At 63.3% G+C, this 11,017-nt stretch carries 12 protein-coding genes; 5 read left to right on the top strand and 7 right to left on the bottom strand.

Features of this window, described 5'->3' with window-relative positions:
- Window positions 1-70 precede the first annotated feature (70 nt).
- Window positions 71-685: a nucleotide exchange factor GrpE gene (grpE, locus tag ACOZKU_RS18025; protein WP_421580035.1), complete on the bottom strand. Its 615-nt coding sequence runs from the start codon at window positions 683-685 to the stop codon at window positions 71-73.
- Window positions 686-767: 82 nt separating this feature from the next.
- Entirely contained in the window at window positions 768-1,847 is a 1,080-nt protein-coding gene (gene hrcA, locus ACOZKU_RS18020; RefSeq protein WP_421580034.1) for a heat-inducible transcriptional repressor HrcA, read from the bottom strand.
- Window positions 1,848-2,022: 175 nt separating this feature from the next.
- Between hrcA and rph the strand changes: the two genes are divergently transcribed.
- From rph to hemW, 4 genes are read left to right on the top strand one after another with little or no spacing between them, the layout of a single operon-like run.
- Window positions 2,023-2,742 carry a ribonuclease PH gene (gene rph / locus ACOZKU_RS18015; protein ID WP_314090468.1) on the top strand — a complete coding sequence of 240 codons (720 nt, stop codon included), beginning with the start codon at window positions 2,023-2,025 and terminating at the stop codon, window positions 2,740-2,742.
- Window positions 2,743-2,751: 9 nt separating this feature from the next.
- Entirely contained in the window at window positions 2,752-3,168 is a 417-nt protein-coding gene (locus ACOZKU_RS18010; RefSeq protein ID WP_421580033.1) for a VOC family protein, read from the top strand.
- Between the two features lie 7 nt (window positions 3,169-3,175).
- Window positions 3,176-3,820 carry an RdgB/HAM1 family non-canonical purine NTP pyrophosphatase gene (rdgB, locus tag ACOZKU_RS18005; protein WP_421580032.1) on the top strand — a complete coding sequence of 215 codons (645 nt, stop codon included), beginning with the start codon at window positions 3,176-3,178 and terminating at the stop codon, window positions 3,818-3,820.
- Between the two features lie 7 nt (window positions 3,821-3,827).
- Window positions 3,828-5,021 carry a radical SAM family heme chaperone HemW gene (hemW, locus tag ACOZKU_RS18000; protein ID WP_421580031.1) on the top strand — a complete coding sequence of 398 codons (1,194 nt, stop codon included), beginning with the start codon at window positions 3,828-3,830 and terminating at the stop codon, window positions 5,019-5,021.
- Here the strand turns inward: hemW and ACOZKU_RS17995 are convergent.
- On the bottom strand, window positions 5,018-5,947 hold the full coding sequence (locus tag ACOZKU_RS17995) for a DMT family transporter (RefSeq protein ID WP_421580030.1): 930 nt from the start codon (window positions 5,945-5,947) through the stop codon (window positions 5,018-5,020). The genes hemW and ACOZKU_RS17995 overlap by 4 nt on opposite strands.
- 137 nt (window positions 5,948-6,084) lie before the next feature.
- Between ACOZKU_RS17995 and gcvA the strand changes: the two genes are divergently transcribed.
- On the top strand, window positions 6,085-6,981 hold the full coding sequence (gene gcvA / locus ACOZKU_RS17990) for a transcriptional regulator GcvA (protein ID WP_421580029.1): 897 nt from the start codon (window positions 6,085-6,087) through the stop codon (window positions 6,979-6,981).
- Here the strand turns inward: gcvA and ACOZKU_RS17985 are convergent.
- The 4 genes from ACOZKU_RS17985 to ACOZKU_RS17970 all read right to left on the bottom strand — a co-directional run.
- Window positions 6,978-7,478, bottom strand: coding sequence for a GNAT family N-acetyltransferase (locus tag ACOZKU_RS17985; protein ID WP_421580028.1), 501 nt, complete (start codon window positions 7,476-7,478; stop codon window positions 6,978-6,980). The genes gcvA and ACOZKU_RS17985 overlap by 4 nt on opposite strands.
- A gap of 71 nt (window positions 7,479-7,549) precedes the next feature.
- Window positions 7,550-9,001 (bottom strand): chromosomal replication initiator protein DnaA, encoded by a 1,452-nt coding sequence (gene dnaA / locus ACOZKU_RS17980; protein ID WP_421580027.1) that lies wholly within the window; start codon window positions 8,999-9,001, stop codon window positions 7,550-7,552.
- 976 nt (window positions 9,002-9,977) lie between these two features.
- Window positions 9,978-10,247, bottom strand: coding sequence for a 30S ribosomal protein S20 (gene rpsT / locus ACOZKU_RS17975; RefSeq protein WP_314090485.1), 270 nt, complete (start codon window positions 10,245-10,247; stop codon window positions 9,978-9,980).
- 192 nt (window positions 10,248-10,439) lie between these two features.
- The coding region (locus tag ACOZKU_RS17970; protein ID WP_421580026.1) for an enoyl-CoA hydratase-related protein at window positions 10,440-11,017 on the bottom strand (578 nt) is incomplete at its 5' end.

The following is an 11,017-nucleotide window of genomic DNA, read 5'->3' as shown; positions in this document are numbered from 1 at the left end:
TTTCAAGCTCGCATGAAAAAACCGGCGGTTTTGCGACCGCCGGTTTTTCTGTGTCCATAAAAGTCTTCGATCAGGCCTGCGTGGCACCCGCCTCGCCGGCCGGCGCCTTCGGGCCGCCCTTGGCGACGCCGACCATGGCCGGGCGCAGCACGCGCTCGCCGATGACGTAGCCGTCCTGCACGACCTGGACGACCGTGTTGTTGGGAACCTCGGCGTTCGGGACCTCGAACATCGCCTGGTGGAAGTTCGGGTCGAACTTCTCGCCGATGGGCTCGAGCTTGCGCACGCCATGCCGTTCGAGAGCGGTGAGCATCGAACGCTCGGTCATCTCCACACCTTCGGCCAGGGTCTTGACGCTGTCGTCGTTTGCCAGCGCATCGGCCGGGATCGCGTCGAGCGCGCGGCGCAGGTTGTCGGAGACGGCCAGCATGTCGCGGGCGAAACCGGCGACGGAATAGGACTTGGCATCCTTCACGTCGCGCTCGGTGCGACGACGCAGGTTGTCCATCTCCGCGGCAAGGCGCAGATACTTGTCGCGCAGGTCCGAATTCTCGGCGCGCAGCACGTCGAGCGGATCCGGCTCGGACGGGGTCTCGGCCTCGACGGCGGCGTCTGCCGCTGCATCCGCAGCCAGGCTGATGTCCACCACGTCGTCAGGTCCGTGTTTCTTGTTCTCGTCGGTCATGACGGTCTCCGAATTGCATGTGTCCTGGGTTTGGGCCCGATATCGAGCTTTGAGCCCGAAAAATCAAGGGCGGATGGCCACTTCAGCGCGAAAGCCGCGACATCAGCTGCGCGGTATAGTCCACCATCGGCACAATGCGCGAATAATTGAGCCGTGTAGGACCGATGACGCCGACGGCGCCGACGATCTTCTCGTCGCTATCGCGATAGGGTGCGACGATGAGCGAGGAGCCGGACAGCGAGAAGAGCTTGTTCTCCGAGCCGATGAAGATGCGAACGCCCGGTCCGGCTTCCGCAAGGTTCAAGAGCTCGATCAGGCCGTCCTTGCGTTCGAGGTCGTCGAACAGCATGCGCAGGCGGTCGATGTCGTCGGCGCCGGCAAGGCCTTCGAGCAGGTTTGCCCGGCCGCGCACGATGAGCCGCGTCGGCTTGCCCTCCTCGAACCCACCGGACCAGACGGCAAGGCCGCGCTCGACGAGATCTTGCGACAGCTTGTCCAGCTCGCCGCTGATCTCGCCGCGCAGGCGCTCCAGCTGCGAGCGCGCCTCGACCAGTGTGTTGCCGGCAAGATGGGCGTTGAGGAAGTTGGCAGCCTCGGTGAGCTGCGAGCCGGTGACGCCGGCCGGCAGCTCGATGATGCGGTTTTCCACCTGGTCGTGATCGCCGACCAGCACGACCAGCGCCTTGGTGGGCTCCAGCCGAATGAACTCGACATGCTTGAGCACGGCATCGTTCTTGGTGGTGATGACGAGGCCGGCACCGCGCGACATGCCCGACAGCGCCTGGCTCGCCTCGTTCATCATCGTCTCGACGGCCGTGTGCTTCTGGCCGTGCGGGCGCACATGCCGCTCTATCGACGCGCGGTCCTCCGCAGAGATGTTGCCGATCTGCATGAAGGCATCGACGAAGAAGCGCAGGCCGAGCTGCGTCGGCAGGCGGCCGGCGCTGATATGCGGCGAATAAATGAGGCCCAACTCCTCCAGATCGCTCATCACATTGCGCACGGAGGCGGGCGACAGCGACATAGGCAGGATGCGCGACAGGTTGCGCGAACCGAGCGGCTCGCCGCTTTCGAGATAGCTTTCCACGATGCGACGGAAGATCTCGCCCGATCGCTCATCGAGCGACGAATGAATATCAGGACCCGGAGACCTCAAAACCATCTTTCATCAGCAACCTTGTTATTCCCTGCGAATATAGTGATTTCGACTGCCAGCGCAAAACGGATTTTCGCGGCGCACCATGCCGAGAAATCGGCGACGGCGCGGCCGCGCCATTCCCTCATCCGGCGAACTGGTCTAAAGCACCTTGCAAGATATCATGAGACAGGAGTTCGTCATGCGGCCGTCCGGCAGAAAAACCGATCAGATGCGCAAGGTTTCCTTCGAGCGCAACGTGTCCAAACATGCCGAAGGGTCCTGCCTGGTCAAGTTCGGCGATACGCATGTGCTGGTCACGGCAAGCCTGGAAGACAAGACGCCGCCGTGGCTGCGCAACAGCGGCAAGGGCTGGGTGACGGCCGAATACGGCATGCTGCCGCGCGCCACCGGCGACCGCATGAAGCGCGAAGCCGCCAGCGGCAAGCAGGGCGGCCGCACGCAGGAAATCCAGCGCCTGATCGGCCGCTCGCTGCGCGCCATCGTCGATCTCGAAGCGCTCGGCGAGCGCCAGATCACCATCGACTGCGACGTCATCCAGGCCGATGGCGGCACGCGCACGGCCTCGATCACCGGCGCCTTCATCGCCCTGCACGACTGCCTGAAATGGATGGAAGCGCGCAACATGATCAAGACGGAGAAGGTCCTGAAGGATCATATCGCGGCGATCTCCTGCGGCATCTTCGCAAACCAGTCGGTGATCGACCTAGACTATCTCGAAGACTCCGCCGCCGAGACCGACGCCAATTTCGTCATGACCGGCTCGGGCGGCATCGTCGAGATCCAGGGCACCGCCGAAGGCAAGCCGTTTACGGAAGAGGAATTCTCCAGCCTGATGACGCTTGCCCGCAACGGCATCGCCGACCTCGTCGCCCTGCAGAAGCAGGCGATCGCCGGATAAGGCACGACCATGACCGCCGCGATCGAAGGCATTCTCGAAACAGCACTCTATGCTGACGACCTCGACGCGGCGGAAGCCTTCTATGGCGGCATTCTGGGGCTTGAAAAGATCACCCGGCAGGCAAACCGCCACGTCTTCTTTCGATGCGGTCCCGGCGTTCTCCTGATCTTCAATCCGCAAGAGACCATCCACCCGCCACCGCCGCAGGCCTTTCCCGTGCCGGTGCACGGAGCGATCGGGGCGGGACACGCCTGCTTCCGGGTCCCCGGGCCAGAGCTTGATTTTTGGGTGAAAAAGCTCATAGAAGCCGGCATCACCATCGAAGCGGATTTTTACTGGCCGAACGGCGCCCGCTCCATTTATTTCCGCGACCCCGCCGGCAACAGCCTCGAATGTGCCGAGCCCGGTCTGTGGGCCATCGCCTGAGGATTTTATGCGCAAGCTCGATACCAAGACGATCGTCGTCGCCAGCCACAATGCCGGAAAGATCCGTGAGATCGAGGACCTGATCGGCCCCTTCGGCTTTTTCGCCAAATCCGCCGCCGAACTGAAATTCGACGAGCCGGATGAAACCGGCACGACCTTCGAGGAAAATGCCGCCATCAAGGCGCTCGCCTCCGCCAAGGCCTCAGGCCTGCCTGCCCTCTCGGACGATTCCGGCCTCGCGATCGATGCGCTTGATGGCGCGCCGGGCGTCTACACCGCCAACTGGGCGGAAAAGGAAGATGGCACCCGCGATTTCGCGATGGCCATGGAGAAGGTCGAAAAGGCGCTCGCCGACAAGGGCGCGAGCGAGGCCAAGGACCGCACCGCGCGCTTCGTTTCCGTGCTCTGCCTTGCCTGGCCGGACGGCCATACCGAACTCTTTCGCGGCGAGGTGGAAGGCACTGTCGTCTGGCCACCGCGCGGCGACAAGGGCTTCGGCTATGACCCCGTGTTCCAGCCCGAGGGCTACGCGACCACCTTCGGCGAGATGAGCGCGGAGGAAAAGCATGGCTGGAAGCCCGGCGATGCCACGGCGCTGTCGCACCGGGCGCGTGCCTTCAAGATCTTCGTCGAAACCTGCCTGAAGGCGTAACAGACAAATGACGGCAGTGCCCTTCGACATGCGGCCGAGCTTTACGCCGGATCTCTCCGATCCCGGCTTCGGCATCTATGTGCACTGGCCGTTCTGTGCCGCCAAATGCCCCTATTGCGACTTCAACAGCCATGTGCGCCACCAGCCGGTCGACCAGCCGCGCTTCGTGCAGGCCTTCCTGAAGGAAATGGCGACGATGCGGCGGCTCACCGGCTCGCGCACCGTCACCAGCATCTTCATGGGCGGCGGCACGCCTTCGCTGATGGCGCCGGAGACAGTGGATGCGATCCTGAACGGCATCGCCCGCCACTGGCATGTGCCAGATGGTATCGAGATCACCATGGAGGCCAATCCCTCCAGCGTCGAGGCGGAGCGTTTTCGCGGCTATCGCGCGGCCGGCGTCAATCGAGTCTCGCTCGGCGTGCAGGCGCTGAACGACCGCGACCTGAAATTTTTGGGGCGCCTGCACGATGTCGCCGATGCGCTGAAGGCGATCCGGCTGGCGCGAGACATCTTTCCGCGCATGTCTTTCGACCTCATCTATGCCCGCCCGAACCAGACCGTCGAGGAATGGGACCGCGAGCTGAAGGAGGCCGTCTCCTACGCCGTCGATCACCTGTCGCTCTACCAGCTCACCATCGAGGAGGGCACGCCCTTCTACGGCCTGCACAAGGCCGGCAAGCTGATCGTGCCGGATGGCGAGCAATCCGCCGTGCTCTACGAGGCGACGCAGGAGATCACCGAGCGCGAGGGCATGCCGGCCTACGAGGTTTCCAACCATGCCCGCCCCGGCTCCGAAAGCCGCCACAACCTCACCTACTGGCGCTACGGCGACTATGTCGGTATCGGCCCCGGCGCCCACGGCCGCTTGACGACCGGCGGCGCGAAGATCGCCACCGCCACGGAACGCAAACCGGAGGGCTGGCTGAGCCTCGTCGAAGCCGAAGGCCACGGCATGGTCGATCAGGAACTGCTGGAGCGCGAGGCGCAGGCCGACGAGCTGCTTTTGATGGGCCTTCGCCTGAAGGAAGGCATCGATCTCGTGCGCTGGCAGGCTTTGTCCGGTCGCGAGCCGGATCCGGACCGCGAACAGTTCCTTATCGAGCACGGCTTCATCGAGCGCCTCGGCAATTCCCGCCTGCGCTGCACGCCGGCGGGTATGCTGATCCTTGATGCCGTGGTCGCCGATCTCGCCTGTTAAGCGTCTGCTGAGCGGCGCTTGTCCGCAAACATCTTCAGGACACGCCCGTCGATGGCTGCAAGACCGACGGCGATCAGCGCCATGCCGGCAAAATGCTTTGGCGCCAGCACCTCGCCCAGAACGAGCGCACCCAGCAGGATGGCGCTGACGGGGATGAGGAAGGTCACCAGCATCAAGTTCGTCGCGCCCGCCGTCGCAAGGATGCGGAAGAAGATGACATAGGCGAGTGCGGTGGCGAGCACGGCAAGGCCGAAGAGCGCAAGCCAAGCTTCCTGCGAGGGCACAGCCAGCGTCCAAGGACGATCGACGACCAGCGCCACCGGCAGCATGATCAGCGCCGAGGCCGTGACCTGTCCGGCGGCCGGCAAGAGCGGCGGCAGTCCCATGCGACGGAAGCGGCGGCCCCAGATGCCGGCAAAGGCATAGGACACCGCAGCTCCGAGTACCGCCAGTTGCGCCAGCACATTCGTACCGAGATCCGACAGGACCGAAGGGCCGATCATCAACGCGACACCCGCGAAACCGACGAGCACGCCGACCAGCCGGCCGCCCGTCATCTTCTCATCCTCCGTCATCCCATGGGCGACGATGACAGCGAAGAGCGGCGTTGTGGCATTGAGGATCGAGGCAAGGCCGCTGGCGATATGGGTCTGGCCCCAGACGATCAGCGAGAAGGGGATGACATTGTTCAGCACGCCCATGCCGAGAAAGGCGAGCCAGACTTCGCGGCTGCGCGGCACGGCATGGCCGGAGAGGCGCACGATGGCCCAGAGCACGACCGCCGCCAGCGTCACGCGGCCGGCAACGATGGTGAGTGGCGGCAGCTCGCGCACAAGAATGCCGTTGAACAGGAACGAGCCGCCCCAGAGCGCCGAAAGCGCGATGAGCAGACCCCATTCGATCGTCGTCATGGGACGGTTTGCCATGATAGGCTCCTCAGAGATTTTTTCTAAACCGGATGAAATGGCCGGATGTGAAACGCCGGAATTTGCGCTATCATTCCGGTTATTTCGGCTATGTACAAACGATCATATTTCCCGATATCAGAGAGGAAAACTAAACCATGAACGGTCGCCTTCCCTCCCTGTCCGGCCTGCGCGCCTTCGAGGCGACGGCACGCCATCTCTCCGTCACGCTTGCCGCCGATGAACTTTCTGTGACGCCCGGCGCCGTCAGCCTGCAGATCCGTGATCTCGAGGAGGCGCTCGGCGTACGGCTCTTCGAGCGCAAGCCGCGCCGGCTCATCCTGACCGACGATGGCGAAGGATATTTCAAGGCGATGCGCTCGGCCTTCCGGCTGATGCGCGAGGCGACGGAGGAATTGCTGATCCGGGCACGCTCACCCGCGACCTTGCTGATCAGCTGCACGCCGACCTTCGCCGCGCAATGGCTGGTGCCGCGCCTGCCGAAATTCGAGGAGCGTCTGCCGGGCGCCGATATCCGCATCAGCGCCTCCAACCGCCTCGTCGACTTCGCCCGCGACGGCGTCGATATCGCGATCCGCCACGGTTTCGGCCGCTATGAGGGGCTGGTCAGCGAACGGCTGCTGGATGACGACCTCGTACCGGTCATCGCCCCCTCGCTGCGCGAGCGGATACCACTCGACGAACCGGGAGACCTCAAAAAACATGTGCTGATCCACGACGTGCACCGGCAGGATTGGCGGCTCTGGCTGGAATCCAATGGCATCACCGAGATCGACGCCCAGCGCGGTCCCGTCTTCACCGACAGCAACGGCGCCATCGAAGCGGCAAAGGCGGGCGATGGCGTGGTACTGGTGCGGCTGTCGCTGGTGGCGCGGGAAGTCCAGGAGCGCCGGCTGATCGCACCCTTTTCGAAGGGTGTCGCGACGGGGCTAGCCTATTACATCGTCTATCCACCCGGTGCGCTGGACCGCCCGGCCGTCGCGACGCTGCGGCAATGGCTGACCGAAGAGGCCCGCGCGGTGCGCGGAAGCTAATCCGGAAAATCTTCGAACTGTTCTTTGTAGACCTCGAAACCCGCGCGCCTGTAGGTCGCCTGCGCCCTCGGATGGTCGTTGGTGTCGGTATGGAGCCAGATCCGCCGCGTCGCCTCGCGCCAGATGGCCCGCAGCGCCGTATCGAGCAGCCAGGGGCCGATGCGCCGGCCATAGGCGGCGGGCACGAGGCCGAAATGCGTGAGCTCGATCTCATCGGTATCGGCAGCATCGAATTCGCAGAGACCGATTGCCTGGTCCGCTTCCCGCAGGACGAAGGTTGCAGTCGATGGAGCGGACAGGAAGGCTGCCAGCACCGCCTGAGGCATGTGCAGGCGGGAATCCCAGGTGAGCGGCGTACCAATCTCCCGGTAGAGAACAAGGTAGTCCTCGACGGAAAGGCGTTCCGACTGGAAAGCGAGAGGAAAGGCCGGCACATGCGGCGCCGGACGGCCTGCGGGTGGTTCACGCAGTTCCATATAAGTGACGAGCAGCCGCATGCCGGTATCCATACAGACAACGCCGTGCGCGTCCAAGGGACGGCACGGCGGCGTGTCGAAGGGCAAAGAGCCTATTCGTTGATCAGGCGCTTTAGAAGCTCGATCTCGTGGCTGAGCTTGGTATCGCCGGAGATCAGTTCCTCGATCTTGCGCACGGCATGCAGCACGGTCGTGTGGTCACGTCCACCAAAACGGCGGCCGATTTCCGGGAAGGAACGCGGCGTCAGCGTCTTCGAAAGATACATGGCGATCTGGCGCGGCTTGACGATGACGCGGGTGCGGCGGTTCGAGACCAGTTCCTGGCGCGACACGTTGTAGTGCTTGGCAACGACGCGCTGGATGTCCTCGATGCGCACGCGACGCGGCTCGCCGGCGGCGACGAGATGGCCGAGCAGTTCGTCGACACGTTCGATCGTCAGGTTCGGCTCGAAGGAGCGGCGGAAGAGCAGCTGGTTGAAGGCGCCTTCCAGCTCGCGTCCGCTGGCCGTGATGTTGCGGGCGACGTGGCTCAGAATTTCCGGCGCGATATCGAGCGAGCCGTCTTCCTGCTGAGCGGCCGCAAGGCGGCGCTTGAGGATTTCGAGACGCATCTCGTAGTCGGGCGCTTCCATCTCGATGGCGACGCCGCCCTGGAGGCGCGAGCGCACCCGCGGATCGAGCGATTCCAGTTCCCATGGCGCGCGGTCGGCGGCGACGACGACCTGCTTGGCGGAATCGAGCAGCATGTTGAGCAGGTGGCAGAACTCGTTCTGGATCGAATTGCCCTGCAGGAACTGCATGTCGTCGATGATCAGGAGATCGATGTTACGCAGCGTCTCCTTCAGCGAGAGCGCGTCGTTGTCGCGGATCGCGGTTGCGAAGCGCCACATGAAATATTCCGCCGTCAGATAGACGACGCGCGGATTGCGGGCGCTGGAAAGCGCACCGAGCGCGATGGCCTGCAGAAGATGCGTCTTGCCGAGGCCGACGCTGGAATGGACGAAGAGCGGATTGAAGCGCACGGCCCCGGCGCCGGCTTCCGCGATGGTGCGGGCGGCAGCAAGGGCGACACGGTTCGAGGTGCCCTCGACGAAGGCATCGAACGTATAGCGCTGGTCGAGCGGCGAACCGAAGAGCGGGCCGGTGTGCTGGGCGCGCGGCTGGGCGGCAGGCGCAATCGAGGCGATGGCATTGGCGACGGGCTGCGCACCGGAGGCGGCACGGCGCGGCTGGGCCTGCGGCGCGGGTTCTGCAATGGCGACGGCCTCGTCGAGGCTGCCGGGACGCACGCCGCGGGTCGCGGTGCGTACCAGAATTTCCACCTTGAGGATTTCGGCATCCTCCTGCTGGAACAGGCTGGTGATGAGATCGAGATAACGGTTGTTGATCCAGGACTTCAGAAAGGTCGTGGGCACCGAAAGGCGCACGACGCTCTTGGAGACGGAATGGATCTTCAGCCGACCGAACCAGCTTGCGAAGACGTCCGGACCGACCTGCGCTTTCAGGCGCGCGCTGACCCGTTCGAAAATCGCGTCCTGCTTCATATCGGATGGAACCCCCGCCGCCGTCGCTTCTTCTTTTGGAAGCGCCTTGAGTGCATTTTCCCCGTTCGCGAATGCACCAGTCGTCCTCGCCGTATTCATCTGCATCTTGCCGCCTTCTTTCATGCTTCTTCGCCACGCCGGCAGTTCTGCCGACGCCTTCCATGTTTGCCATCTCCCGTCCGTGTCGAGCCAATCGCCCGAACGGGTTCTGGTGTCCCTGACAGTGCCGACCCCCTACCTTCAGCACGGTCCTGCTTGTCAAACACAAGTCGGGCCTCAAAGATCCGGCGTCATGCCGATCCGCTTGGTCCGTTTGTGAGCCACGCCATCCGCTCCCTCGTTGAGCGTCCGGCAGGCATGCCCGCTTTCATCCGGCCGTCCTCGCGGCTTTCATCCGGCGCAACCGAAGTCGCAAAAAACCCTGCCAGTGTGCCAGGGGCACCTGGGGCAAGCTTTGCCGGTTGGATGATTTTACGAAGCGTGGGCAGCTCCGTTACAGGGAACAAACAACCACCGCTGCCTTCTGAGACAGTCTTGCCGGCGATCATTTTCGGGATATGTCCGCGCCCCCTGTGGAAAGCATTTAGGCAGGATCACGCCCCAAGATCAATCACGAATTTTACGCAAAATTAAGGGGCAGGCGTTGACTCGGACAAGCGTTTTTGACTCGGAAAGCCCCCCTCGCAACAGAATCCGTTAGGAATCAATGGCTTTGTTTTCGGGTGGGTTTCGTGACGCTGGAAAAACGAAAAAAATAAAAATTCGCTTGACTCAGATTGCTGTCAAACTCCCGCTACGAAAGGGGCATCGCGACGGGATAACCTCTCACAAGTAACTGAATTTAAAGGGTTTTCTTCGTCACTCTTTTGACACGATCGAGCCGTGCACGTTAACCATAGCAAGCCCGAAAAACAAAACAAAAAGCCCGGCGCAGGCGCCGGGCTTTTACTAATATTGCATAGCTCCGATGAGCTGATCAGGCTGCCGTCATCGTCTTGACGCGGTTCGCGAGGCGCGAAACCTTGCGGGATGCCGTGTTGGCATGAAGCACACCCTTGGTGGCAGCGCGCATCAGTTCCGGCTGGGCGGCCTTGAGGGCGGCAGCAGCGGAAGCCTGGTCGCCGGAAGCGATGGCTTCTTCGACCTTGCGGATGAAGTTGCGGACGCGCGAACGGCGCGACTTGTTGACTGCGGTGCGCGTGGCGATCTTGCGGGTCGCCTTCTTTGCCGAGCTGGTATTGGCCATGTATGCCTCTCTTCAGAAATCTGACACGAACTCCACCCTCGCTGTGCCGGGTCACTGCGACCTGTCATCCAAGCAATTCGGGAGCAATATCGGAAAACCTCAGAACTCGGCTTTCCAAACTGTGGGCGGCGTATAGCTGGAAACCGCGGGGTCGTCAACGCGGATTCTGCAAGAAACGCCGCTTCGGACGATTCACCGGTTGCCGAACACAGGCTTGCGCTTCTCGATGAAGGCCGTCATGCCCTCCTTCTGGTCTTCCGTGGCGAAGAGCGCATGGAACAGCCGGCGCTCGGCGCGCATGCCTTCCGATAGCACCGTTTCGTAGGCGCGGCTCACCGCCTCCTTGGCCATCATGGTGGAAGGCAGCGAGAAGCCTGCGATCTTTTCCGCCGCGGCCAGCGCCTCGTCGAGCAGCTTTTCCGGCGCGACGACGCGGGCCACCAGACCCGAGCGCTCCGCCTCCGCCGCATCCATCAGGCGCCCCGTCAGGATCAGGTCCATCGCCTTGGACTTGCCGAGCGCGCGCGTCAGGCGCTGCGTGCCGCCCATACCGGGAATGATGCCGAGCGTGATTTCCGGCTGGCCGAACTTCGCCGTCTCCGAGGCGATGATGAAATCGCACATCATCGCGACCTCGCAGCCGCCGCCCAGTGCAAAGCCGCTGACGGCGGCGATCATCGGCTTGCGGCAGGCCGCAACCTCGTCCCAGCCGGCCGCGAGGTCCTCGACGACGGCCTCGGCAAAACCGTAGGGCTGCATTTCCTTGATAT

The organism is Shinella sp. M31, assembly GCF_049199205.1.
GTDB lineage: Bacteria > Pseudomonadota > Alphaproteobacteria > Rhizobiales > Rhizobiaceae > Shinella.
The sequence above is the reverse complement of the archived record's forward strand: the minus strand, read 5'-3'. Positions and strand labels throughout refer to the sequence as shown.

Bases quoted from the DNA above. Each gene is read 5' to 3' on its own strand.
- gcvA (WP_421580029.1), top strand. From the start codon at position 6,085: ATGAACGGTCGCCTTCCCTCCCTGTCCGGCCTGCGCGCCTTCGAGGCG.
- ACOZKU_RS18010 (WP_421580033.1), top strand. From the start codon at position 2,752: ATGACCGCCGCGATCGAAGGCATTCTCGAAACAGCACTCTATGCTGAC.
- hemW (WP_421580031.1), top strand. From the start codon at position 3,828: ATGACGGCAGTGCCCTTCGACATGCGGCCGAGCTTTACGCCGGATCTC.
- dnaA (WP_421580027.1), bottom strand. From the start codon at position 9,001: ATGAAGCAGGACGCGATTTTCGAACGGGTCAGCGCGCGCCTGAAAGCG.
- rph (WP_314090468.1), top strand. From the start codon at position 2,023: ATGCGGCCGTCCGGCAGAAAAACCGATCAGATGCGCAAGGTTTCCTTC.
- rpsT (WP_314090485.1), bottom strand. From the start codon at position 10,247: ATGGCCAATACCAGCTCGGCAAAGAAGGCGACCCGCAAGATCGCCACG.
- ACOZKU_RS17985 (WP_421580028.1), bottom strand. From the start codon at position 7,478: ATGCGGCTGCTCGTCACTTATATGGAACTGCGTGAACCACCCGCAGGC.
- hrcA (WP_421580034.1), bottom strand. From the start codon at position 1,847: ATGGTTTTGAGGTCTCCGGGTCCTGATATTCATTCGTCGCTCGATGAG.
- grpE (WP_421580035.1), bottom strand. From the start codon at position 685: ATGACCGACGAGAACAAGAAACACGGACCTGACGACGTGGTGGACATC.
- rdgB (WP_421580032.1), top strand. From the start codon at position 3,176: ATGCGCAAGCTCGATACCAAGACGATCGTCGTCGCCAGCCACAATGCC.
- ACOZKU_RS17995 (WP_421580030.1), bottom strand. From the start codon at position 5,947: ATGGCAAACCGTCCCATGACGACGATCGAATGGGGTCTGCTCATCGCG.